This window comes from Sporobacter termitidis DSM 10068 (genome assembly GCF_900130065.1).
Lineage (GTDB): Bacteria > Bacillota > Clostridia > Oscillospirales > Oscillospiraceae > Sporobacter > Sporobacter termitidis.
The window spans coordinates 288,807-313,501 of the sequence record NZ_FQXV01000002.1 but is presented as its reverse complement, the minus strand read 5'-3'; the positions used below and the strand labels follow the sequence as shown (position 1 = coordinate 313,501).

At 59.5% G+C, this 24,695-nt stretch carries 24 protein-coding genes and 1 riboswitch; of the genes, 17 read left to right on the top strand and 7 right to left on the bottom strand.

Annotated features, from left to right (window positions below):
• Positions 1–118: 118 nt before the first annotated feature.
• The 4 genes from BUB60_RS04960 to BUB60_RS04945 all read right to left on the bottom strand — a co-directional run bounded on the left by BUB60_RS04960 (position 119) and on the right by BUB60_RS04945 (position 4,974).
• The gene (locus BUB60_RS04960) at positions 119–895 is read right to left on the bottom strand and encodes a hypothetical protein (protein WP_073076547.1); all 777 of its coding nucleotides are present in this window, start codon (positions 893–895) and stop codon (positions 119–121) included.
• Entirely contained in the window at positions 889–1,584 is a 696-nt protein-coding gene (locus BUB60_RS04955; protein ID WP_073076546.1) for an ABC transporter ATP-binding protein, read from the bottom strand. The genes BUB60_RS04960 and BUB60_RS04955 overlap by 7 nt, the downstream gene beginning before the upstream one ends.
• Before the next feature lie 6 nt (positions 1,585–1,590).
• Positions 1,591–1,953 (bottom strand): GntR family transcriptional regulator, encoded by a 363-nt coding sequence (locus tag BUB60_RS04950; protein ID WP_073076545.1) that lies wholly within the window; start codon positions 1,951–1,953, stop codon positions 1,591–1,593.
• Positions 1,954–2,334: 381 nt separating this feature from the next.
• On the bottom strand, positions 2,335–4,974 hold the full coding sequence (locus tag BUB60_RS04945; RefSeq protein ID WP_242941154.1) for a cation-translocating P-type ATPase: 2,640 nt from the start codon (positions 4,972–4,974) through the stop codon (positions 2,335–2,337).
• 315 nt (positions 4,975–5,289) lie between these two features.
• On the opposite strand from BUB60_RS04945, the gene BUB60_RS04940 reads away from it, so the two are divergent.
• From BUB60_RS04940 to BUB60_RS04875, 17 genes are all read left to right on the top strand, one after another.
• Entirely contained in the window at positions 5,290–5,751 is a 462-nt protein-coding gene (locus BUB60_RS04940; protein ID WP_073076543.1) for a DUF6323 family protein, read from the top strand.
• A gap of 29 nt (positions 5,752–5,780) precedes the next feature.
• A complete protein-coding gene (locus tag BUB60_RS04935; RefSeq protein ID WP_073076542.1) occupies positions 5,781–7,034 on the top strand; it encodes a DUF6179 domain-containing protein in 1,254 nt (417 codons plus the stop codon).
• Between the two features lie 265 nt (positions 7,035–7,299).
• Complete coding sequence (asnB, locus tag BUB60_RS04930; RefSeq protein ID WP_073076541.1) at positions 7,300–9,138, top strand: asparagine synthase (glutamine-hydrolyzing); 1,839 nt, start codon at positions 7,300–7,302, stop codon at positions 9,136–9,138.
• Between the two features lie 163 nt (positions 9,139–9,301).
• A riboswitch (molybdenum cofactor riboswitch) is annotated at positions 9,302–9,437 on the top strand.
• A 320-nt stretch (positions 9,438–9,757) separates the two neighbouring features.
• Entirely contained in the window at positions 9,758–10,972 is a 1,215-nt protein-coding gene (locus BUB60_RS04925; RefSeq protein WP_073076540.1) for a molybdopterin molybdotransferase MoeA, read from the top strand.
• Positions 10,973–11,030: 58 nt separating this feature from the next.
• Complete coding sequence (gene moaA, locus BUB60_RS04920) at positions 11,031–11,978, top strand: GTP 3',8-cyclase MoaA (RefSeq protein ID WP_073076539.1); 948 nt, start codon at positions 11,031–11,033, stop codon at positions 11,976–11,978.
• Between the two features lie 3 nt (positions 11,979–11,981).
• Positions 11,982–12,470: a cyclic pyranopterin monophosphate synthase MoaC gene (gene moaC / locus BUB60_RS04915; protein ID WP_073076538.1), complete on the top strand. Its 489-nt coding sequence runs from the start codon at positions 11,982–11,984 to the stop codon at positions 12,468–12,470.
• A complete protein-coding gene (locus BUB60_RS04910) occupies positions 12,470–12,901 on the top strand; it encodes an MOSC domain-containing protein (protein WP_073076537.1) in 432 nt (143 codons plus the stop codon). The genes moaC and BUB60_RS04910 overlap by 1 nt, the downstream gene beginning before the upstream one ends.
• A 33-nt stretch (positions 12,902–12,934) precedes the next feature.
• Entirely contained in the window at positions 12,935–13,963 is a 1,029-nt protein-coding gene (locus BUB60_RS04905; protein WP_073076536.1) for a molybdopterin-binding protein, read from the top strand.
• Positions 13,964–13,977: 14 nt separating this feature from the next.
• On the top strand, positions 13,978–14,475 hold the full coding sequence (locus BUB60_RS04900) for a MogA/MoaB family molybdenum cofactor biosynthesis protein (protein WP_073076535.1): 498 nt from the start codon (positions 13,978–13,980) through the stop codon (positions 14,473–14,475).
• 858 nt (positions 14,476–15,333) lie between these two features.
• A complete protein-coding gene (locus BUB60_RS20075) occupies positions 15,334–15,483 on the top strand; it encodes a hypothetical protein (RefSeq protein WP_159435343.1) in 150 nt (49 codons plus the stop codon).
• A 14-nt stretch (positions 15,484–15,497) separates the two neighbouring features.
• Positions 15,498–15,641, top strand: coding sequence for a CPC_1213 family protein (locus BUB60_RS20375; RefSeq protein ID WP_200796599.1), 144 nt, complete (start codon positions 15,498–15,500; stop codon positions 15,639–15,641).
• Positions 15,625–16,263, top strand: coding sequence for an HDIG domain-containing metalloprotein (locus BUB60_RS04895; protein ID WP_073076534.1), 639 nt, complete (start codon positions 15,625–15,627; stop codon positions 16,261–16,263). Before BUB60_RS20375 ends, BUB60_RS04895 begins: the two co-directional genes overlap by 17 nt.
• A gap of 9 nt (positions 16,264–16,272) precedes the next feature.
• On the top strand, positions 16,273–16,458 hold the full coding sequence (locus tag BUB60_RS04890; RefSeq protein ID WP_073076533.1) for a hypothetical protein: 186 nt from the start codon (positions 16,273–16,275) through the stop codon (positions 16,456–16,458).
• Between the two features lie 27 nt (positions 16,459–16,485).
• Positions 16,486–16,722: a heavy-metal-associated domain-containing protein gene (locus BUB60_RS04885; protein ID WP_073076532.1), complete on the top strand. Its 237-nt coding sequence runs from the start codon at positions 16,486–16,488 to the stop codon at positions 16,720–16,722.
• Positions 16,723–16,741: 19 nt separating this feature from the next.
• Entirely contained in the window at positions 16,742–16,876 is a 135-nt protein-coding gene (locus tag BUB60_RS20740) for a hypothetical protein (RefSeq protein WP_278277464.1), read from the top strand.
• Between the two features lie 75 nt (positions 16,877–16,951).
• Positions 16,952–17,161, top strand: a complete 210-nt coding sequence (locus BUB60_RS04880) for an alpha/beta-type small acid-soluble spore protein (protein WP_073076531.1) — start codon at positions 16,952–16,954, stop codon at positions 17,159–17,161.
• A gap of 15 nt (positions 17,162–17,176) precedes the next feature.
• A complete protein-coding gene (locus tag BUB60_RS04875; RefSeq protein WP_073076530.1) occupies positions 17,177–17,416 on the top strand; it encodes a hypothetical protein in 240 nt (79 codons plus the stop codon).
• Between the two features lie 141 nt (positions 17,417–17,557).
• Here BUB60_RS04875 and BUB60_RS04870 read toward each other — a convergent pair whose 3' ends face one another.
• The 3 genes from BUB60_RS04870 to BUB60_RS04860 all read right to left on the bottom strand — a co-directional run bounded on the left by BUB60_RS04870 (position 17,558) and on the right by BUB60_RS04860 (position 24,681).
• A complete protein-coding gene (locus BUB60_RS04870; RefSeq protein ID WP_073076529.1) occupies positions 17,558–19,315 on the bottom strand; it encodes a [FeFe] hydrogenase, group A in 1,758 nt (585 codons plus the stop codon).
• Positions 19,309–21,141: an NAD(P)-binding protein gene (locus tag BUB60_RS04865; RefSeq protein ID WP_073076605.1), complete on the bottom strand. Its 1,833-nt coding sequence runs from the start codon at positions 21,139–21,141 to the stop codon at positions 19,309–19,311. Before BUB60_RS04865 ends, BUB60_RS04870 begins: the two co-directional genes overlap by 7 nt.
• A 270-nt stretch (positions 21,142–21,411) precedes the next feature.
• Positions 21,412–24,681, bottom strand: coding sequence for an FAD-dependent oxidoreductase (locus BUB60_RS04860; protein WP_073076528.1), 3,270 nt, complete (start codon positions 24,679–24,681; stop codon positions 21,412–21,414).
• Between the last annotated feature and the right edge of the window lie 14 nt (positions 24,682–24,695).

Here is a 24,695-nt window from a genome sequence, read left to right as displayed (position 1 = left end):
TCAAATAATTGCCTCTACATATAGTACAGTAATTATGAGGAAAAGTAAAGAAACAGAAAAAACTTGCCGCCGCGTCTGGCGGCAGCAAGTTTTTTCAGGTCGGAAGAAAGCACGCGGCTTATTCCAGATTCAGCTTATATTTCAGCATGAGCCGCGTGACGACGTAGAAGATGCCGCCGGCGATGAGCTCAAAGAGGAAGCAAAGGCCCAATACCGTCTGGACCTGGCCGAAGCCGGACATGTTGTCCACCAGCGCGGTGAGGCTGTCTAAATCCACGGAAACAGCCAGGATGCCGAGGATCGTCTGGCCGATGATGTTGATGACGATGAACATCAAAAAGGCGAAGCCGACGCGGTGCTTGCCCACGAACAGGCTCAGCGCGATGCAGGCGTAAAGCGTCAGGATGCCGCTGAAAAGCCCGCCGATGGCCAGGAGGACGCACTCGATGCCGATGAGAATCCCGGAAAATCCCGCCTGGGAAAGGCTCCTGAAAAACTCTTTCAGCGACGCCATCATGCTGGTAAAGGTATCGCCCGTTGCCGCCATGATGGCAATGGCCAGCATGACGACGATAAGGCTGACGATCATCCAGACCGCGGCCACCAGCAGCTTGCTCCAAACCAGGCTGTCAGTCCTGACGGGGAGCGTGAACATCAGATAGCCCTCCCGGCTGAGGAGATTCCGGTAAAAGCGCTGGATCGTGAGGATCAGGGCGACGACGATAACAGCGACGATCAGCGAGCTGGAGATCGTTGTGCCGATAACCTTGGGGATCGTGAAATCAAGCGCGATAAAGAGCCTGTTGATGGCGGAGGCCACCAGGAGCGCGCCGAACAGCGGGAGGAAAATCCGTCCCATCGCCTTGAACTCGTATTTCATGAGCTTGCCTAGCATTTGAATACCTCCCTGAAGAGCGCATCCACCGAGACGCCTTTCTCCTCGCGGATATCGTCCACCGAAGAGGTCAGGACGACCTCGCCGTCCTTGAGGAAGATAACGTCGTCGAGCACCCGCTCAATGTCCGCGATGAGGTGCGTTGAGATAACCACGCTGGCCTCCGGATTGTAGTTTTTGATAATTGTATTCAGGATGTAGTCCCGGGCCGCGGGGTCGACGCCGCCGATCGGCTCGTCGAGCAGGTAGAGCTGCGCCTGCCGCGCCATGACGAGGATCAGCTGGACTTTTTCCTTCGTGCCCTTGGACAGCGTTTTCAGCTGTTCCGTTTTGCCGATCTTCAGGTTGGTCAGCATTTCCTCCGCCTTCGGCACGCTGAAATCCTTATAGAAATCGCTGAAGAAATTCAAAACGTCGGAGACTTTCATCCAGTCGGCAAGATAGGTGTGCTCCGGAAGATAGGAGACAATCTGCTTTGTTTGGATTCCCGGCGCGCTGCCGCCGATGGTGAGCGTGCCTGCCGTCGGCGTCAAGAGGCCGTTGCAGAGCTTGAGGAGCGTGCTTTTTCCGCTGCCGTTGGGACCCAGAAGGCCGATGATGCGGCCCTTTTCGACGCTCAGGTTCACATTCGACAGGGCTTTTTTGGCGCCATACGTTTTTGTGAGTCCGCTGCATTCAAAGATAGCCACCGCGTATCACTCCTTTACCAGGTTATTGATGAGCGCGAGCGTTTCTTCCTTGGTGTAGCCGAGGCCGGCCATTTTCTTCAGGAACAGCTCGATCTGCTCATATGCCAGATCTTTTTTTGCCTGCTGAATCATGTTGTCATCCTCCGTCACAAATCTTCCGCTCGTCCTCTGCGTGTAGACCAGGCCGTCCCGTTCCAGCTCAGAAAGCGCTTTCTGTAGCGTGTTGGGGTTGACCGCCGCCTCCGCCGCCATGTCCCGGACCGCGGGCAGCTTTGAGCCCGCCGGATATGATCCCGAAACGATGAGAAGCAGAATCTGCTCCTTCAGCTGCAGATAAATCGGCCGGTCGGTATCGAAGGTCCAATTCATGAGATCACCGCCTGTATTATTGTATTAAGCGCTTAATACAATAATACACGAAAATAGCGGAATGTCAATAGGGTCGGAGAAAAATTTTTAATACCAAAAAACGGGCTGCCTGAAGTTAAAATTCAGACAGCCCGTTCAGCTTGTCGAAAAAGCTGCATACAGAGGGGGAAGCCTCGCAGAGTTTGCCGCCGGAGCGGCAAATAAATTCATAAATTGTCACGCAGGAGGACATGCGCCTCCGGAGGGACTCTTCTCATGCAGCACGCGGCTGAGCGCGCTGCATGCAGCCCCATGTCGATAAAGCCCTTTGGGCTTTATCGACAGCCTGAAACGGGCTGCCTGAAGTTAAAATTCAGACAGCCCGTTTTTATATCGGATGGGTCAGGCGCGCGTCCCCGCTCTTCGCTGAAGGAGCTTGACGAGCTCGACAATCGGGATGACGCAGACGGCCAGCACGAGAGCCACGGCGTATTCGCTGAAGCTGATGTGCTCAAAGGAGAACGCTTCCGCCAGGAACGGCACATAGATCACGAGCGTGGTCAAGGCCAGGCTGGCCACGGCCGCCAAGTTTAAAATCAGGTTCGTCGTTTTGAGTGTAAAGATACTGCCGCGGCGGGAGCGCATATTGAGACTGTGGAAAACCTCCGCCATGCTCATCGTCAGGAAGGCCATTGTCATACCGTCGGCGCTGTTGGTGATTTCCCAGACGCCGGCCTCCATAAAGTGACCGATGAAATAAGCGGCAAGCGTCAGCAGGGTCACCATAATGCCCTGATAGGCAATGTCAACGCCCATACCGCCGGCAAAGATACCGTCCTTCGGCGAGCGGGCCGAACGCTCCATGAGATTGGGCTCGGCTTTTTCAAGTCCAAGAGCCATTGCCGGGATGCTGTCCGTGACAAGATTGATCCAGAGCAGATGCACCGGCCGGAGAATGGTAAAGCCCAAAAGCGTCGCGGTAAAGATGCTGATGACCTCGCTCATATTGGAGCTCAAAAGGAACTGGATGACCTTGCGGATGTTGTCATAAATCCGCCGGCCTTCCTCAACGGCGCTGACGATGGTGGCGAAATTGTCGTCGGCCAGCACCATGTCCGCCACGTTCTTTGTGACGTCGGTGCCGGTGATGCCCATGCCCACGCCGATATCCGCGGACTTGATGCTGGGCGCGTCGTTAACGCCGTCGCCCGTCATGGCCGTGACGTAGCCGGCCTTCCGCCAGGCGTTGACGATCCGCACCTTATGCTCCGGCTGGACGCGGGCGTACACGGAAATCTGGCGGAACTGCCGCTCGAATTCCTCGTCGCTCATGTCGTTCAACGCGCTGCCGGGCATGGCGGTGGTGTCCTCCGTCAGGATGCCGAGCTCGGTGGCGATGGCGATTGCCGTGTCGATATGGTCGCCGGTGATCATGATCGGGCGGATGCCGGCGGTGCGGCACTTGTCGATGGCGGCCTTGACCTCGGGCCGCACCGGGTCGATCATGCCCGTAAGGCCGATGAGGCACAGGTCCCGCTCCAACGCGTCCGGCTCGAAGGACTCGGGCTGCGCCGCATACGTCCTTTTCGCCGCCGCGAGCACCCGCAGGGCGCGGTCGGCCATATTCTTGTTGGCCGCGAGTACTTCCTCCCTGGCCGCCTCGGTCAGCGGGTGGACCTGGCCGTCCTTGAGGATGTGCGTGCATTTTTTCAGCACCTCGTCCGGCGCGCCTTTGGTATACTGGATAACGCTGCCGTCCGAGTGGAGATGGACGGTGCTCATCATCTTTCGCATTGAGTCGAAGGGCGCTTCGCCGACGCGCGGAGCATCGATGCGGAGCTGGTCCTTGCTGAGGCCCAGCTTGTTGGCCCAGGCCACCAGCGCCGCCTCCGTGGGCTCTCCGGTGACGCTGCCGTCCTCGTTCAGCTCGGCGTCGCTGCACAGCGCCATGGCGGTGGCGAGGAGCGCTGTGTCGGGTGTAAAGTCGTCGACGACCGTCATCTTGTTCTGCGTCAGGGTGCCCGTCTTATCCGAGCAGATGATCTGGGCGCAGCCCAGTGTTTCCACGGCGGTCAGGCGCCGGATGATGGCGTTCTTCCGGCTCATGTTCGTCACGCCCACGGACAAAACGATCGTTACCACAGCCACGAGCCCCTCGGGTATGGCCGCCACGGCCAGCGATACGGCCACCATAAAGGTATCCAGCAGCATCGGCCCGTTGAAGCTTCCCTCACGGAGGGCGCCCACGGCAAAGATAACGGCGCAGATCCCGAGAACAAGATAGGTCAGTATTTTGCTCAGCTGGGACAGCTGCATCTGCAGCGGCGTCTGCCCCTCCTTGGCTTGCGTCAGGGCGTCGGCGATCTTGCCCATTTCCGTATCCATGCCGGTGCCCGTGATGACGGCCGAGCCGCGGCCGTAAACGACGGTGCTGCCCATGTAAACCATGTTTTTCCGGTCGCCCAGCGGCACGTCGCTCTGATCCCCGAGGCCGATGGCCTCGGGGTATTTGCTGACCGGCACGCTCTCGCCGGTGAGCGGGGCTTCCTCGATCTGCAGGCTGGCGCTTTCCAGAACCCGCCCGTCCGCCGGCACGGCGTCCCCGGCCTCCAGGAGCACCACGTCGCCCACCACCAGGTCCTCGCTTTTGACGATGGCGATTTTGCCGTCCCTCAGGACCTTGGTGGTGGCGGCGGCCATCTGCTGCAGCGCCTCAATGGCCTTTTCAGCTTTATTTTCCTGATAAACCCCCAGGATGGAATTGACGATGACGACGAAAAGAATAATAAAGACGTCGGCAATGCTCTCTCCTGAAAAATAGGACGTCACGCCGGAGACGATGGCGGCCACCAGCAGGATAATGATCATCGGGTCGGCCAGCTGCGCGGCAAAACGCTTGGCGAGGGAGTCCTTTTTTCCCTCGGCCAGCTTGTTTTTGCCGTTTGATGCCAGCCGATTTGCCGCCTCGCCTTCCGTCAGGCCGGACGACGTGCCGCCCACCGTCGAAAGCACATTGTCAATGTCGTCGCAGTAGTATTTCAAGTGCATCCTCCTCAGTCCTCTATATATAAATAGTATTCCTAAAACATTAAAAAACTCATGGATAGGTTTTTCCTATCCATGAGTCTGGTCATTTCATTCAAGCCAGGCGGCCAAAACCGCCATGTCTGTTGACTTGAAACGCGATAAAGCGCCGACTACTCCCTCACAGAGATATGTGAATGTAGTGTAACACGCCCCCCGTACAATGTCAATAACCGTGCCTCTTTTCTGCTTGTATATTACCACAAAATTGAAGAAATTTCAAGTCTTGTTATGATGGCCGGCCGCGGCTATAGTCATGGTGAGGTGAATTTAATGGACGATGACTTTGAAAAGGCCCTGATAAAGTCCAGCCGCCTCGGCGCCGCCGAGGAGCTCCGGCAGACGAACGCCCTGACCGGCCGGTACGGCCTGTCGCTTTCGGATAAACAGATCGCGGACATTGTGGAAAAGCGGTTCGAGGCGATCGAGGCCACGGGGCGCGTGGAGTTCGGTCACGGGATCATGAGGATGCTGATCGGGGAATTCTGTGACTCGCCGTTTATTTACCAGGAAAACTACGAGGAGACGATCCTCGAGCTGGTGGACTCCTTTTATTATTTTAAAAACGAGTCGGAGGACCGCATCCCTGACGACGAGCTGATCAAAATCATGCGCCGCCATTTCGACACGATCTGCCAGGGCTCGCTGGAGTATCTCAGCGGCACGACGCTGGAGGACCTCTGCCGCAACACCCGCTACGGCTACGAAACAGACGGCGACGGGCGATTATTTTAGCGCGGCGGAGATTCTATGACGAGGTTATTATGGAAACAAATGAAGAAAATTTTCTCTCCATCCTGTCGGAGCGGAAGCTGGAAAGCCTCCTGTCTCCCGCCGAGGCCCTGACGATCCAGGGCAAGCTGTGGGACGTCCTGGCAAAGCGGGCGGAGAGCTATACAATGGGCGGCAGCAGCTCCGTGCGGGCCGAAACGGCGCGGGAGCTTTTAAACAGCGCCGGGTTCGTCCTCCGGCACGGCTTGGGTGATATCGGGCCGGAGGCCGTCAAGGCGCATCTCCTGAACGACGATTACGACGCGCTGTTCAAGTCGGGGCTCCGGGCGGTTGAGGCGCAGGTCGCGGAAGGCAAAACGCTTCTTGAGACGGCGCTCCGGACGGCGACGGCGGTGGAAAACGGCGCTTACCGCGAGACGCTTCGCGCGCTTGGGGATTTTTTCAGGCGCTATCATTACCATCACTTCGCCCATGACATTCCGTGTATGCTGGACTACCCTCTGGCGCAGCCCGTGGACGAGGCGCTCCTGGGCATCGATTATATCAATGAATACCTCCGCCGCCTTGGTATCGAAAATGACTTCTGCGCCCGGTTTGACGCGGAGACGGTGACGCGCCTCCTGCGGAGCGTCTCGCCGGACTTTGAGGAAAACCTTCTGAGCATCTATGAGGCGGTTTCGTCGAACGCCCTCGCCTTGACGCTCCTTGGCGGCGACGTTTTTTCTCTCGATATAACGGACAAAGACCGGACCGGCCTGCTGGCGCTGTTCGGGGCATGGACGGCGGATACGGCGCCGCCAAGGCTTGCCGCCGCCGTCTCGGAGCTTTGTGTCATCCTGAGCATTGACGGCGCCCCGGCAAAGGCGTATCTGGCGGAGACAGCCGCGGCGCTGTATGACCGTGTCGGGCCGATGCTCCCGCTCCGGCGGCTGGAGCACCTCTTTCCGCCGCTGTACAGGGAAAAAGACGAGAAAAAGCCGGCCGTCACCTATATCGACGGGGCGCTCATGGACGATGAAAAGCTGCGCGCACTGATCGACGAGCTCACCGCCTGCCGGCATGCGTCCGACAAAATCGCGCTGGCCCGCCGGAATATTTGCAGCCTGCGGGACTGGGCCGAGGTGCTGGACATCTGCTTCTGGGGCGACGAGCTGGAGGCGCTGTTCGGCACGTTCAGCGGCGAGGAGCTCCGGCAGCTGCGGTTCTTTGCCGCCCACCGGCGCCAAAAATATCCGGGCAGGCGCTCCGAAACAGGCTGGGAGGTCCGGCTCGACGGCTATAAATAAAAACAAAAACAGCGTCCCCGGCATATACTGGATTGAAGTAGTATCGAGGGACTGTGTAAAGACAGGGGAAAGCGGCGCAGAGAAAACGGGCCGATGCGGGCATCCGGCCCCGACGTTTGTCATGGAGAACATCATGACCGACGGCGGGCCGGCCGTCCGCGTCGCGCCCGCCGTCGTTTTGGCGCGGCGTATCCCGCAAGGGCCGATGCCCGTATCGGCCTGTCTTTATGTTCGGCAGTCCCGACGTTATGGGAGGCGATTTGATTTGTGCGGAATAGCCGGATGGGTTGATTTGAAAGGGAAGCTGACGGACGAAGAAAATACGATAAGAGCGATGACCGGGACGCTCTCGCGCCGCGGGCCGGACGAGGAGGGGTTCTGGCAGTCGGACCACGTGCTTTTGGGCCACCGCCGGCTTGTGGTCGTGGACCCCGAGGGCGGCAAACAGCCGATGGTGCTGCGAGACGGCGGGGATACATACGTCATCGTCTATAACGGGGAGCTTTACAACACCGAGGACTTAAGAGCCGAGCTGAAGGCGCGGGGCCACGCGTTTGAAAGCTGGTCGGACACGGAGGTGCTGCTGCACGCCTACGCCGAGTGGAAGGAAGACTGCGCCTCAAGGCTCAACGGCATCTTTGCCTTCGCCGTCTGGGATACGAAAAAAGAGCGCGTTTTTCTCGCCAGGGACCGCATCGGCGTCAAGCCCCTCTTTTACGCGCAGCGCGGCGGCGCGCTGATTTTCGCCTCCGAGCTGAAGGCGCTGTTAAAGCACCCGGCGGTCTCGCCGAAGCTGAGCGGCGAAGGGCTTTCCGAAATACTTGCCCTGGGGCCCGCCAGAACGCCGGGGCACGGCGTCTTTGAGGGCGTCAATGAGCTGCGGCCCGGCTGCAGCATGCTTTTCGACAGAGACGGCGCGAAAATCAATAAATTCTGGTCCCTTGAAAGCCGCCCGCATGAGGACGATTTTGACAAAACCGTTGAAAAGGTCCGGGAGCTTGTCCTCGATTCGGTGACGCGGCAGCTCGTTTCGGATGTGCCGCTGTGCGTGCTTTTGTCCGGCGGGCTCGACTCCAGCGCCATTGCCGCCATCGCCTCGGACGTCTACAAAAAAGAGCGGAACGAAAAAATAAGGACCTTTTCCATAGACTATGTGGACAACGACAAAAACTTTCGCCCCAGCGACTTTCAGCCCAATTCCGACGCGCCCTGGGTCAAAATCGTCTCGGACTATCTGGGGACGGACCATGAAAGCTGCCTGATTGACACGCCGGAGCTCACAAACGCGCTGTTCCCCGCCGTCGTGGCCCGGGATCTGCCGGGCATGACGGACGTGGACTCCTCGCTATTGCTGTTCAGCCGGTGGATAAAGGAGCGGGCCACCGTGGGCCTCTCGGGTGAGTGTGCCGACGAGGTTTTCGGCGGGTACCCGTGGTTTTATAAAAAGGCCGAGGCCCGCACCTTCCCCTGGTCCCAGCACCTCGACGCGCGGATCAAGATGTTTTCCCCGGAGCTCATCGACCTCGTCAAGCCCCGGGACTACGTGGCCGCCCGGTACGAGGAGGCCCTCGGCGAGGTGCCCCGGTATAACGGCGACACCCCGGAGGAAGACAGGATGCGCGAGCTGTTTTACCTCAATCTCACCCGCTGGATGCCGACGCTTCTTGATCGCAAGGACCGCATGAGCATGTACTGGGGCCTGGAGCTCCGCGTGCCCTACTGCGACCACAGGATTGTGGAATACGTCTGGAATATCCCCTGGGCGATGAAATATTACAACGAAAGGGAAAAGGGTCTCCTGCGCCTGGCCCTCAAGGGCCTCCTGCCGGAAGACGTCCTCTGGCGCAAAAAAAGTCCGTACCCCAAAACCCATAATCCCAATTACATTGAAGCCCTCAAAACGCTGACCCTGAAAATGCTCTCCGGCAAAAGCGAGCCGATCCTGCCCTTTATCAATGTGGAAAACGTCAAAGAGCTCGCCCTGACCATGACCCGGGACACCAACATCCCCTGGTTCGGCCAGCTCATGAACGCCCCGCAGATGCTGGCATACCTCCTGCAGGTGGACTTCTGGCTACGGGAGTACAAGGTGACGGTGGAATAGAAAGATAATCGAGACTTTCCGAGATGACTATGCAAAGGCAGCGGCGGGAGCGCGCCGCCCCGGCAGCTTAAACAAGAAAAATTCCCCATTGTGGAGAAATTTGTCAAACATCTGTTAATACATATGATTGACAAGCGGCGCGGAGGGTGGTATGATAGTCGCATAATTAAATAGTTGCCGTGCCTTTTGGTCTAAGGGCTTTGCCTATGATCATCTGGCCTGAGCAGAAATGCTCACGGGGTCGTGATTGGAAACGATGCGGCCTTCACGTTTTGAGAAGGAAACAAAAAAATGTAGGCCTGTAAGGCTTAATTTGACATGCTTATGGCAGTCTGTTTTGTGTCTCAAAACGGGCTGCTTTTTAATTACCTCTCCGCTCCTCGTTTTCCAGCTAAACCTTCCCGTTCTTTTCTTCCTGAGCCGGGTATCCGTAATGGGGACGGATACCCGGCAACCATTATATGCGGGGAATTTATGCGCGCGGAGGTTGAAAACGGAGAATTTCATTTGCAAATTTAATATTCATTGCTATACTGGTTATACAAACATCAGTTTATTTTTTTGCGCAGATCACACCGGGCGACAGCGCCCGGGGTGCTCTTAAGATGTGAGGATATTTATGCTGAAGAATATAGAAGCCGACGCGGCGCGGGACATGCTGTGCGCGCTCCCGGTGACGTGCCGGACCGAGACGGCGGGGCTGCGTGACGCGCCGGACCGGGTCCTGGCCGAGGATGTCACGGCGCGCATCAACACGCCGCCGTTCGACAGGAGCCCTTTTGACGGCTATGCCTTCAGGGGCGAGGACACGAAAAACGCCACGCGGGAGAAGCCCGCGGTGCTGAAAATAACGGAAGAGCTCCCCGCGGGCAAGGCGCCGACCATCAAAGTCACGGTCGGCTACGCCGCCAAGATTCTCACCGGGGCCCCTATACCCGAGGGCGCCAACGCCACCATCAAGTACGAGCTCACCGAATTCACAAAGGATGAAGTCCGCATTTTTGAGCTGGTCGCGCCGGATTCCGACATCGTCCGCGCCGGCGACGATATCAGGGCCGGCACGCACATCGCGGAAAAAGGCGCCATGATCACCGCGCCGCTGGTGGGAATCCTGGCCAGCCAGGGCATCGAGCATGTGGCGGTGTACAAAAAGCCGGTCATCTCCATTCTCAACACGGGGACGGAGCTCACCGAGGTGGGGCAACCCCTCTCGCCCGCGATGATCTACAACAGCAACGTTTACACGCTGAGCGGGTACCTCAGGGATATGGGCGCCGCGCCGAAAAACGCCGGCGTTGTCCCGGACCTGCCCGACGCGATCGCCGACAGGATCAGCGCGGCGCTCCGAGAGTCCGACATGGTGGTTACCACCGGCGGCGCGTCCGTGGGCGATTACGACTGGGCGGTGACCTCTGCCGAGCGCCTGGGGGCGGAGGTGCTGTTCTGGAAGATCAACATGAAGCCCGGCGGCTCGATTATGGCGGCCGTCAAGGACGGCAAGGTCATTCTGGGCCTGTCCGGAAATCCGGGCGCGGCCGTTCTGGGGCTTTTACGGATCGCGCTGCCGTACGTGCGGAAGCTGTGCGGCCGGACCGACGTCATGCCGCCGGTGATCGACGTGTTTTTGAAGGAGCCGCTCACAAAGCCGAGCCCCAAGCTGCGCCTTTTGCGCGGCCGGCTGGAGCTTTCGGCCGGCCGGGCGTATTTCGCGGAAAACGAGGGCCAGAGCAATGGCGCCGTATCGTCTCTTTTCGGCTGCGACCTGCTGGGAGAGATCGCCGCGGGCAGCCCGCCCTTGCCGGCCGGGACAATCATCAAAGCTTACCGGATATAACGCCGGCCCGGAAACGGGCGGCGGCGCCCGGTTCTGAAATGTGGTGCAAAGAGATACCATGGAAGATAAATTTGGAAGAGACATCTATTATCTGCGCCTGTCGGTGACGGATTTGTGCAACCTCCGCTGTGTTTACTGCATGCCGGAGCAGGGTGTTGTCAAGCGCCAGCACTGCGATATTTTGTCCGTGGAGGAGATCGAGGAGATCGTCCGGGCCACGGTCCAGTGCGGCATCAGAAAGGTGCGCGTCACCGGCGGCGAGCCGCTGGTGCGGCGGGGGATCGTGGAGATCTGCCGGCGCATTGCCGCCATCCCCGAGGTGGAGGAGCTGTGCATGACGACCAACGGCACGCTGCTGACGAAGTTCGCAGCTCCGCTGAAGGAGGCCGGCGTCAGCCGCCTCAATATCAGCCTGGACACGCTGGACAAGGATAAGTACGCCATGATCACCCGGGGCGGCAAGCTGAAGGACACGCTGGACGGCATCGCCGCGGCCGTCAAGGCCGGTTTTAAGAATACGAAGATCAACGCCGTCTTGATCGGCGGCGTCAACGATACGGAGATCCGGGACCTTCTGGAGCTGACCAGAAAAGAGAGCATCCACATCCGGTTTATCGAGCTGATGCCCATCGGGGAATGTGCCGGCTGGAGCCACGAGCGCTTCATCGGCAATTCCCGGGTGCTGGAAACGGCGCCCGAGCTCCAGGAAGTCGGCTCCTCGGGCGTGGCAAAGCTCTACAAGCTCCCGGGCGGGACCGGTACCGTCGGGCTCATCAGCCCCATCAGCTCCCACTTCTGCCCCACCTGCAACCGCATCCGCGTGACGGCGGACGGAAAGCTCAAGCCCTGCCTGCACTCGGCCGAGGAGGTCAACCTCCGGGGCCTGCACGGGCAGGAGCTTTTGGATGCGATCCGCGGGGCGGTTACCGGCAAGCCCCAGCGCCACCACCTCGACGAGGACGACAGGAGCCTCAGCCGGCGCAACATGAACGCGATAGGGGGATAAAAAGTGGCTGAGCTGACACATTTCAACGATCAGGGCCGGGCAAAAATGGTCGACGTGAGTGCCAAGGAGCAAACCCTGCGCACGGCATCGGCCCGCGGCACGGTCACACTCAACGCGGAGACCTTCGCCCTGGTGGAGGCCGGGCGGATGAAAAAGGGCGATGTTCTGGCGGTGGCCCAGGTGGCCGGGATCATGGCAGCCAAGAAAAATTCGGAGCTCATCCCCATGTGCCACCCTATCGCGCTGACGGGCGTGGATATCTCCTTTGAGCTCGACAGGGAAAAACATACGATCGATATTATGGCCACGGCCCGCTGCAAGGGCGAGACGGGCGTTGAGATGGAGGCGCTCACCGCGGTCTCCGTTGCCGCGCTGACCGTCTACGACATGTGCAAGGCCGCCCAAAAGGATATCGTGATCGATAACATCCGCCTTCTCAAAAAGAGCGGCGGGAAAAGCGGAGACTATGTATATACGGAGGAGAACAGGTAATGGCTTTCGTAACTGCTGTTTGCATCAGTGACAAAAAGGGCGTGCAGAAGCACCCCGTCCCGGAAATAACGGTCAGGAAAAATCACGGCATCGAGGGCGACGCCCACGCGGGCGACTGGCACCGCCAGATCAGCCTCCTGGGCGAGGAGAGTGTGGACAAGCTGCGCAGCCACTTCCCCAACCTGCCTGCCGGCGCCTTTGCCGAAAATATCCTGACAAAGGGTATCACCCTCTATGAGCTCCCCATCGGGACAAAGCTCCGCGTGGGCCAGACGCTTCTGGAGGTGACGCAGATCGGCAAGGAGTGCCATACCAGCTGCGCCATCAAAATCGTCACCGGCGACTGCGTCATGCCCAGGGAGGGCATTTTCGCCATCGTCCTGGAAGAGGGCGCGATAAAAGCGGGTGACACCGTCGACGTCGTACAATAAAAGAGAAAACGCCCTGGGCGTAACGAGGATGATATGAGAAAAATCAAAGTGGAGGACGCCGTCGGCGAAATGCTCTGCCATGACATGACGGGCGTGAACGACAACGGCGTCAAATGCGTGCGGTTTAAGCGCGGGCACGTTATTACCGAGGCGGATATCCCGGCGCTCCTCAATATCGGCAAGGGCCATATTTTTGTCTGGGAGCCGGACGCCGACGAGGTCCATGAGGACGACGCGGCCATCGCCCTGGCGGAAGTGATCTGCGGCGATAATCTCAGCTACGATAAAAAACCCTCCGAGGGCAAAATCCAGATCAATGCCGCCGCCGACGGACTTTTTACGGTAAACCGCGAGGCGCTTCGTAAAATCAACAGCGTGGGCGACTACACCGTGGCCACCCTGCCGAATTTTACGCGTGTGGATAAGGGGCAGAAGCTGTGCGGCCTCCGCATCGTTCCGCTGGTGACGAAGCGGGACAACGTGGACAGAGCCGTGGCCCTCGCCCGCGAAAACTTCCCGGTGATCACCGTGCTGCCGTTTAAGCCGCTTAAATGCGGTGTCATTATCACCGGCAGCGAGGTCTACTACGGGCGCATCCAGGATCGATTCGAGCCCGTGATGACAAAAAAGCTCGCGGGCTACGGCGCGCAGCTTTTGGGCTTCACGAAATGCCCGGACGATCTGGCTATGATCGGGGCGGCAATTCAGGACTTTTTGAAAAAAGGCGCCGAGGTCATTCTGCTGACCGGCGGCATGTCGGTGGACCCGGACGATCTGACCCCCACGGCCATCCGCCAAAGCGGGGCCGAAATTATCACTCAGGGCGTGCCGATGCAGCCGGGCAATATGCTGACGATGGCGTATCTGGAGGAAACGATACTCATCGGCGTCCCCGGCGCGTCCATGAATTTCCCCACGACGAGCCTGGAGGTTTTTCTGCCCCGCATCTTTGCGGGCCTTAAAATTACGAAAGAGGAAATCGCCGGATACGGCGAGGGCGGCTTCTGCCTGATGTGCGCGGAGTGCCGGTACCCAAACTGCTATTTCGGTCACAGCGTTTAGATTGGAGGCACTTTATGTATACCGCAGCCGTGATTACCGTCAGCGACAAGGGCTCACAGGGGCTCCGCGTGGACACCGGCGGCCCGCTGGTGGCGCAGATGCTCAAAGACGCGGGCTATGATGTGGCGTATACCGTCATCGTCCCCGACGAGCAGCCAGAGATCGAGCGCGCGCTCATCCACTGCGCCGACGACCTGGATATCGCCCTCGTCGTCACCACCGGCGGGACGGGCTTTTCCCCCCGGGACGTGACGCCCGAGGCCACCGTCGCCGTCTGCCAGCGCATGGCGCCCGGCATCCCCGAGGCGATGCGCCAGGAGAGCCTGAAGATCACGAACCGCGCCATGCTCACCCGCCAGCAGGCCGGCATCCGCGGCCTCACGCTCATCGTGAACCTGCCGGGCAGCCCCAAGGCCATCCGCGAAAATTTCGCCGTTTGCCTCCCGGCCCTCGACCACGGCCTCACGATGCTCCGCGCCAAATCGGGCGACTGCGCCGCGCCGGAAAAATAGAACACCCGGTTGAATAGTTCAGCGGGCGATTCACAGATCGCCCCTACGGCATATGATTGAAGCATTTTCCGTAGGGGCGAACTGTGTTCGCCCTTTTTTTGTCGGCGCGGCAAAGCACGGCGTACCGACGGGGCGATGTGGACATCGCCCCACGAATACTCGGGCCAGCCGGCGACTTATAGTCGCCCCCCGGCAAATTTTTCGCCGCCGTACCGTTGTGTTAGCAGCGCTGTCGCCTCCGCACCGGCACGCTCAGTATAACATACTGAGCGTGCTTTTTCCGTTATAAGAAAGCCGTCTTCCCACCCGCATACTCATTCGACATAAACCGACAAACGCCTCCAATCGGCGTTTCTAAAAATATAAATATAGCACAAATCAAGATTTTCAAAAATCGATTATCCAGCAACCGCAACGCTTTGACCACTTTTCAAGCCCTAAACGCTTAATGTTTTCGTAACATATCAAGGAAAATACCGCGTCACTCCAGCCCCTTATCAAAGCTTTACAAGGCATTTTCGTTCAAAATCAGCCCCAAAACATCCAATACAAGCCCTTTTTCATCCAATACAAGCCTGTTTTCCCGTCGAATCCCTCGTAGGGGGCGATGCCCACATGGCCCCGTCGGTCCTTACCCACAGGCCGCCGCGCCAACAAAAGAGGGCGGCCGATGACCGTCCCTACGGCATATCTTCTTAGGGCGAACTGGGTGTCAAGAGTAACATGGTATGCATGTATTGCCCATTTTTCTATTTTTAGGATTTCATTCCAATATCAGCAATCCCGCATCCGCGGCCTATGAGAATTGTTTTGCACCTGCCGCTTATAATAATAACAGCTTCGATGCGAGGTGAAGATATGAAAAACGGTCACGACAGGCGGATAGAAAACAAAAAGATCGAGCAACTGGAGATCAAGACGGAGCCCAGCTCCAATGCGGACAACGACAGCCGGAACAAGAACCACAACACAAAAAAAGTTTCCATGGGGCCGAACACGAAAAGGTAGGGATAACGGATCAGATGAGCAGCGGCAATAAAACACACAATAAAAAAAGCGATAAAAAGGAAGACAAGGCCTTCCGTTCCAAAAACATCAAGCACGACCCGAACGCCGAGAGCGCCAGAGCGGTGTTCGGCCTGAAGGACGATGAAGACAATAAGTAGAACAGCCGGCCCGGCGGCTCGGCTGCTGTTTTCCCGAATTGAAGAGCACCTGCTCCGGGACCCGTCGCCGTCGGCGGCGCTCCGGGAGCTCATAAAATCGCCCGAATTCGACGCGTACCCTTTTTCGATGCTCAGAAAGCTCGAGCCGACGCCGCAGTCGCCGGTGCACCATCCCGAGGGCAACGTGTGGAACCATACGCTGCTGGTCGTCGACGAGGCGGCCAGGCGCAGGGAGGAGAGCGGCGACCCGAGGGCGTTCATGTGGGCCGCGCTCCTGCACGACATCGGCAAGCCGCCCACGACGAGAATCCACAAGGAGCGGATCACGGCGTACGACCACGATAAGGTGGGCGCCCGGATGACCCAGGAGTTCTTGTCCGCCCTGACGGACGACCGGCGGTTTATGGACAAGGTGACGCACCTGGTGAAATACCACATGCAGGTGCTGTACGTGGTCAACGACCTGCCGTTCAAGGACATCGGCGGGATGAAGCGCAATGCGGACGTGGGAGAAGTCGCCCTCCTCTGCCTCTGCGACAGGCTCGGGCGGGGCGGCGCGTCAAAGCGGGAGGAGGAGGCGCAGGTCAAAATGTTCGTGGACCTGTGCCAGTATGAATATTAAGGAGAGCATATGGCAAAAGCAGGAATGAGACGGCCGGACCCGGAGGCACCCCACGGGGAGAGCCGGCAGCGCAACCACTTCTCAAAAAATGAGGTAAAGCCCGTGGAGGAGCTGCAGGGCAAGGCGAAATTCACAAAAGAAAAAGCAAATCCGATTTTATACGACGCGCCGGACGGTTCAAACCGTTCCGTCTGAAAAGCGCGGCAGGAAGGGGGTGACCTCGTGAAGGCAAGCGCCTATTTTACGGTCGGCGACCTGAACGGAAAGCACGGGGCGAAGGAGCTCAAGCACGCGCTCGACGCGCTCGGCGGCGTCATCTCCGTGAGCGTCAGCCAGAAAAGCGGCAGCGTCGCCGTGGATTACGACACCACCGGCGAAAGCTGTGAAAAAATACAGCAGAAAATCCAGGATCTCGGCTATGACGTCCTCGACGTCAGGCTGGATGAGCACATGATGTAAACAAGCGAAAGGAGCGCCCATGCCGAAAGACAGCCAGCCCGATAACAAAAAAGCGAGAAAAGAAAAGGCCAGAGGCCAGACGCCTCTGACGCGCGAAAATCAAAACCAGAACCCGAACGCCAAGAGGCAGTCGATTGAAAATAATGACGTGTAGCGTTTCGGTATAACCCGGTCATAAAGTCAGATACTAAAGATGCTACAAATCACGCGCCATACGGAGGTAAAATGTATGCGCAGCAACGATGTCAAAGAAAAGCTTAATAAACTTAAGATGGAAGCCGCCAATGAAATCGGCATGACTCAGTACGTCAAGGAAAACAACGACCATTACAAGGGAGATCTGCCCTCAAAGGTCAACGGCGCACAGGGCGGGCCGATCGGCGGCCGGATGGTACAAAAAATGATTCAGTCCGAAGAGAGTAGGCTGTCGGGCTCGTAAAGGATGGCATGCGGAATGGAACAAAACGACATTCTGCTGGACGACGTCAAGGAGTATAAGCCCAGAAAAAAGACCGACAGGACAAGCGTCCGCTTTATGGACAACTACAACGTGTCGCCCGACGCATCGGCCAAGCTGACGAAAGGCGAAGGCTTAAGCGACGCCGTCGAGGAGCTTGACAGCGGCGTCATGTTGTCCACCTCGGAGGTCCTCGATTTCGCCGAAGGCACAGACTCCTGGATGAACCAGCATTAAAAAACGGTAAAAACAAAAACACGATGGCCTTGTCCATCGTGTTTTTTGTTATTATCCGTTGCCGAATACGCCATAGATGCGATCTGTGATCACCTAAATCGGAACCGTGTAAAAGAAGCTGCAGCAAAGGCGATACCCACCTCAGCAGTCCTTCCCCCGGAGCCATGGCGAGAGCGGCATTTCCCAGGCGTTGTGGTCGGTGTGCAGCAGCTCGTGGACGCGGTGCACCAGCTCGTCGCCCTCAAAGCGCTCGTACAGCGCGCCGATGGAGGGGTTTTCGTGGGAAAAGCGGAGCGCCGAGTTTTTATCCAGGCCATAAAGGCTCTGGCCGCGGACCTGGGCCAGCTCCTTGTTCATGGCAATCGGCTGCCCGCCGCCGCCGGAGCAGCCGCCGGGGCAGGCCATGACCTCCACGAAATCGTACCGGACCTCCCCCTTCCGGATGGCCTCCACCAGGTTTCGCGCGTTTTGGAGCCCGCTGGCCACGGCAATATGGACGGGCTTGCCCTCGATGTGGAACGTGGACTCCCGCCAGCCGTTCATGCCGCGGACGTTGGCAAACGCGTCGGCGTCCGGGTTCTTGCCGGTGGCCAGAAAATACACGGAGCGGAGCGCCGCCTCCATGACGCCGCCGGTGGCGCCGAAGATGACCCCGGCGCCGGTGGAGATGCCCATGGGCTGGTCGAATTCCTCCTCCGTCAGGTTCATGGGCTGGATGTGCTCGGCCACGATCAGGCGGTCGATTTCCCGCGTCGTCAAAACCAGGTCCACGTCCGGGCCGGTGCCGGTGGAATCCATGCCCGGCAGGGCACATTCGGCCTTTTTGGCCGTGCAGGGCATGACCGAGACGCAGAAGATCCTCGACGGGTCGACCTTTAAAATTTCGGCCAGATATGACTTGGCCACGGCGCCGAACATCTGCTGCGGCGATTTCGTCGTGGAGAAGTGCTCCATCATGTCCGGATACTGCGATTTCATGAAGCGGACCCAGCCGGGGCAGCAGGAGGTGAACAGCGGGTATCTGTTGGGCTCGGGGTTGTTGAACTTCCGTTTGACGAACTCGTTTCCCTCCTCGATGATGGTGAGGTCGGCGGTGAAATTCGTGTCGAAGATGTAGTCAAAGCCGATCTTGCGCAGGGCGGCCACGAGGCGCTTGACGGTGGCGAACTCCCTGGAGATGCCCAGCGTTTCGCCCCACGCGGCGCGGACGGCCGGCGCGATCTGCACGACGGTGATAAGGTCGGAGTTTGCCAGCGCGCGAAAGGCCTTCATCGTGTCGTCGCGCTCGCTGAGGGCGCCCGTGGGGCAGTGGGTGACGCACTGGCCGCAGAGGACGCAGTCGGATTCGGCGATCTCCCTGTCGCCCGTCACGCCGATGGTCGTCCTGGAGCCGGTGTTGTCCAGACCCCAGATGCCCACCGACTGCACCTTGTTGCAGACCTGGATGCAGCGCATGCATTTGATACATTTGGAGTCATCCTTGATGAGCGGGAAGGTCATATCCCATTTCTTTTCGGGGACGTCCTTCGTGAAGGGCTGCGAGATGATGCCCAGGTCGTTGGCGAGCTTCTGCAGGCCGCAGTTGGTACTGCGGATGCAGGTGGGGCAGTTGCAGTCGTGCTGGGACAGGATGAGCTGGACGTTGATGCGCCGCGCTTCCCGCGCTCTGGGGCTGTTGGTCAATACGACCATGCCCTCGCTCGCCGGGGTGTTGCAGGTGGTAACGAGCTTGCTGCGGCCCTCGATCTCGGCCACGCAGACGCGGCAGGCGCCGATGTCGTTGATGTCCTTTAGGTAGCAGAGGGTGGGGAGAACCACGCCGACGGATTTCGCGGCGTCGAGGATCGTCGTCCCCTCGGGGACCTCCACCGGCAGATTGTCGATCGTCAGTTTTACCATGTTGTGTTTACCTCCCCAAGAGCGCCGTAGCCGAAGTGGTCGCAGCGCAGGCAGCGGCGGCATTCCTGCGCGACCTCTTCGCGGGTCATGCCGTTTTCGGCCAGCTCAAAGTTCTTCTTTCTCTCGCCCGCCTCGCGTTCCGTCAGCTCGATGCGGCCGATGGACGGCTTTTCGCGCAGGGCGGTAAATGGGATATCGACCTGGACCTCCAGCTTGTGAGGGCAGCCCAGGTATTCGTCGATATTGGCGGCGGCCACCTTGCCGGCCTCGATGGCCTTGATGACGGTGGCCGGGCCGCTGGCGCAGTCGCCGCCGGCGAAAATGCCGGGCATGTTCGGCACGGCGGTGCTTTCCGAGGTAACGAGCGTGCCCCATTCAACAGGCACGACACATTCTGTAAAATGGCGGGACTCCACATCCTGGCCGATGGCGACGATGACGACGTCGCAGGGGACGGAGATTTCCGGCAGCTTGGCGTTCACCGGCGCGGGCCGGCCGTCCTCCTCGACCCTGCCCACCATCTGCGGCTGCGTGCGGAAGACGGTGACCTGGCCGCTCTCATCGTAGTCGATGCCGGCCGGGGCGTTCAAGGACATGATCTCCACGCCCTCCGCGATGGCCTCCTCCACTTCGGAGGGGAGCGCCGTCATGTCGCGCTCCCGGCGCCTGTAAACGACGCTGACCTTTTCCGCACCCAGGCGGACGGAGACGCGCGCGGCGTCCATGGCCACGTTGCCGCCGCCGACGATCACCACCTTCTTGCCGGTGAAGTCAGGGATCACCTCGTCGCCGATGCCGCGGAGGAACTCCACGGCGGAGATCACGCCCGCCTTGTCCGCGCCGGCGATCTTGAGCTTTTTGTCGGCGTGGGCGCCAATGGCGATGTAAACGGCGTCATACCGCCGCCGGATGTCGTTAAAGCTGATGTCCTTGCCGATCTCGGTGCTGAGCTTGATCTGCACGCCGGTGGCGATGATGGCGTCCAGGTCGTACTGCAGCTTTTCCCGCGGCAGGCGGTAGCTGGGGATGCCGTAGCGGAGCATGCCGCCCAGCCTTACCCTTTTTTCAAAGACCGTGACGCTGTGGCCCATGAGCTGCAGGAAATACGCCGCCGTCAGGCCGGCCGGCCCGCCGCCGATAACGGCAACCTTTTTTCCTGTCCCGGGCAGGCATTTGGGGGGCGGCACAATGCCGGAGTTGTCGGCGGCAAAGCGCTTGATGCCCCGGATATTGATCGCGTCGTCGATCATGATGCGTCGGCATCGCGTTTCGCACGGGTGCTCGCAGACGTAGCCGCAGACACAGGGGAACGGATTGTTCTTGCGGATAAGGCGGATGGCGTCGGCATACCGCTTTTCGCCCACCAGCGACAGATAGCCGGGCACGTCGATATGGGCGGGGCATTTCGATACGCAGGGGACGGCCTGCTCGAAGCGCTCGCTGCACTTGCCGCGGAGGATGTGGTATTCATAATCCTTTCGGAAAGCCTTGATGCTGTGGAGTATGTAGTCGGCCGCGCCGTAGCCGATGGCGCAGTCGGCCGTGTCCGAGATGACCTGCGCCGTGTTTTCGATCAGGCCGATCGTCCCCATTTTGGCCTTGCCGTCCAGAACGGATTCCATCAGGTTGACAAGGTTGTTCAGCCCCACGCGGCAGGGGACGCATTTGCCGCAGGACTGCGCCTGGCAGACCTTGACGAAGGCGGCGGCCATGTCGATCGGGCAGATCGCGGACGAACCGGCCTGTACCCGGCGGGCCACGTCCTCGTACAGACGCTCCAGCACAACCTGCGCGTCGCTCGGGATCATGATGTTTAGCCTATTCACCATTTTCTTCCTTTCAAAACAGACTGTGATTTTTCTGTCGCCGGAGCCGGATTGTTAATAAAGACGACATGTATAGGGAGCAAAGTATAGCGAACTTGATTATAATACATAATAACTATATTGTCTTTAAAAATTTAAAATTATAGTGATATTTTATAAACAATGTTAAAATAATAACAATTAAAAATTCCGAAGCATGTCGGAACGCGAAAAGATAAAAAGCGCCGCCCTCTTTAGGGCGGCGCTTTTTGCTGTATGAAACTCTGACTTTTATTCCGCGGAGGCCGCGATGTGCTTGCGGTGCTCGACGAGCATCGCGTAAACGACGTCGGACTGATAGGCGGTGCGGTCCTTGGCGGAGGCCAGCTCTGGAAGGCCCAGCGTTACGGCCGGCGCGGAGGTCTCTGTCCCGCCGAGTTCCTTTAAAAGGCCGGTCAGGACTTGGCGGTTTTCCCCGCCGGTCTCGAGCGCTTTGCCGAAGCTCTGTACATTGCCGAAGGCGTTTTCAAAGGTCCCGGAATTCTCCGCCACGGCGCTCATGGGGATCACGACATCTGAGAGCTTTGCCGTTTCCGTCATGTAGAGGTCGAAGACGACGGAGAACGCCGCGTTCTTCAGCAGGCCGGCGGCCTTGGCGTTGCCGCAGCCCACCGGGTCTTCCCCGAAGATCAGCGCGGCCTTCGCCGGGATGCCGGCGGGTCCCGCCACGCATTTTTCAAGGTCGATAAATTTCGAAGAGCCTCTGGTGTTGGCCATGCACGGGACGTAAATCTTCGCGCCGGCGGCCTCTGCCAGAGCGGCCGCTTCCTTCAACACAGCGCCGTCGGGCGCGTCGCCAAAGACGAACAGCGGCTTGGACGCGGCCTTGACCTTTTCGGTGATCTCAGCCGTCAGCTTATCGCTCTCCAGGACAGGCACACCGTTTCTCCGGGCCAGGCGCACCGCGACGAACACGTTCGTGTTGACGTTCTTCAGGTCGGCACCCAGGACGACAAACAAGTCCTTCTCCTTGACCTCGTCAATGCCGGAGACGGCCAGCTGCGGATACGCGCCATAGAAGATGGCGGCGGTCGGGTCGATGCCGAAGCTCAGCACGTTTTTCGAGCCCAGCGCGTCGGCAATGCCGCGGATGAGGCCGGCTTCCTCGTTGGAGGTGTTGCCGGAGAGGTACAGCGCGGTATCCTTCCCGGCTTTCTTCAGGCCGGCGGCGGCCGCGGAGAGCGCTTCCTCCAGGGAGGCGTCCGTCCACACGCCGTTCTTTTTGATCCTCGGCGTCGTCAGGCGCTCGGCATCGTTGAGATAGGCGTTTGAGAACCGGCCGAACTCGCAGAGGTTGCCGTGGTTGACGCCCTTTTCCGTGCTGGAGGTGCTGCGGACGAACCTTTTGCCGCAGGTGCGCAGCTCGACGGTGCAGCCCTCGCCACAGAAGGAGCAGATGGAATCCGTCGACTTTTCGTTAAACGGGCCGCTCTGAGTAAGCGGGACCTTTTCGGTGAGCGCGCCCACGGGGCAGGAGGAGACGCACTGGCCGCAGCGGATGCAGTTGGGCTCCTGTCCAAAAGGCATGCTGAAGGACGGTTCCACCGTGGTGTTATAGCCTCTGGAGACGAAGCCGAGGGCGCCGGCGCCCTGGACCTCGGAGCAGATCCGGATGCAGCGGCCGCACAGGATGCATTTGTTCCTGTCGCGGACCAGATAAGGGTGCGACTCGTCGATGGGGTGCTTTTTGAGCTCCCCGGCGATGTGGTACTGCTCGGCCTTGAAGTCCGTGGCATAGTCGCGGAGCTTGCACTCACCCACGTCCTTGCAGCCGCAGGACAGGCAGCGCTTTGCCTCGGCGATGGCCTGCGCCTCGGTAAAGCCCAGCTCGACTTCCTTGAAGTTGTGCTCCCGCTGGCCCTTATCCAGCATGGGCATGGCCTCTTTATGGAGCTTTTCGTACTGCTCGAACTCGGCCTTGTCCAGGTCCTCGAGCTTCTTGCCCTTGAGATGGTTATAAAATTCCTTGGGCTTTTTGAGCTCCTCCTGGCCGTTTAAATACTGATCCATCGCCATGGCGGCCCGGCGGCCGGCGGCAATGGCCTTGATGGCCGTCTGGGGTCCGGTGACGGCGTCGCCACCGGCGAACACGCCGCCGAGGTTTGTGGTCATGAGCGCTTCGTCCGCCGTGATGCGGTTTTTGACGGAATCGAGCGCGAACTTGTCACTGATAAAGGAGAGGTCCTGCGTCTGCCCGATGGCCGCGATGACCACATCTGCCGGCATGTCGTACTCTGAGCCGGCCTTTTCAACAGGCGAGCGCCTGCCGGAAGCGTCCGGCGCGCCCAGCTCCATCCTGATGAGCTGCACGACGACCTTGCCGTCCTCCGGCCAGACCTTTTTCGGGTTGGCCAGCAGCTCAAACTGCACGCCCTCCAGCTCGGCCTCTTCGACCTCGGCCACGTGGGCGGGCATTTCGCTCTTGCCGCGGCGGTAGACGAGGACGACCTTACCGGCGCCCAGGCGCAGGGAGGTGCGGGCCGCGTCGATGGCGGTGTTGCCGCCGCCGACGACCATAACGGTTTTGCCGGTGAAATCAAGCTTTTCCCCGCCGCCCACGCGGCCCAGGAAATCCACGCCGCGCAGGATGCCGGTGTAGCAGACGTCCTCGCCGTTGCAGCCCAGCGGCTGGCCCACCTGCGAGCCGACGCCCAGGAACAGGGCGCCAAAACCCTGCGCCTTCAGGGATTCCCAGGTGACGTCCTTGCCAAAGGCCGTGTTGTACTGGATTTTAACGCCCAGCTTTTCGATGATGGCGATCTCCTGGTCCAGCGCCTCGCGGGGCATTCTGTAAGCGGGGATGCCGTAGCGCAGCATACCGCCGCCCTTGGGGTGCCTTTCAAAAATGGTGACCTCGTGGCCTGCCGCCGCCAGATACCAGGCGCAGGTGAGGCCGGCCGGGCCGGCGCCGATGACCGCGGCCTTCTTGCCCGTGGCGGGCTTCTTTTCCGGCAGGTACGGGATGCTGCTTTCCAGGTCCAGGTCCGCCACGAAGCGCTTGAGGTAGTCGATGCCGACGCGCTCGTCCACGAGATTGCGGCGGCAGGCGTCCTCGCAGGGGCGCGTGCAGACGCGGCCGCAGACCACGGGCAGCGGATTGCGGTCCTTGATGAGCTTCAACGCCTCGTCGAACTGGCCGTTGGCGATATGGGCGATATAGCCCTGAATGTCGATGTTCGCCGGGCAGGTCAGGGAGCAGGGCGCCTTGCAGTCCCCGTAGTGCTGGGACAGCAAAAGCTCGATGTTCATCCTGCGCGCCTTGGAAATGGCGTCGCTCTCCGTGGTGATCTCCATGCCCTCGGTGACCTCGGTGCCGCAGGCGAGCATGGTGCCGCGGGCGCCCTTGACCTCGATGCGGCACAAAAGGCAGGAGCCGAAAGGCTTCAGCCGTTCGTCGTTGCAAAGAGTCGGGATCTCAACGCCCTGGTCCCGGCAGGCCTGAAGAATGGTCTTGCCGGCTTCGGTTTGATAGTCTGTTCCGTTTATTTTAATGTTCAGCATGATACCAACTCCTT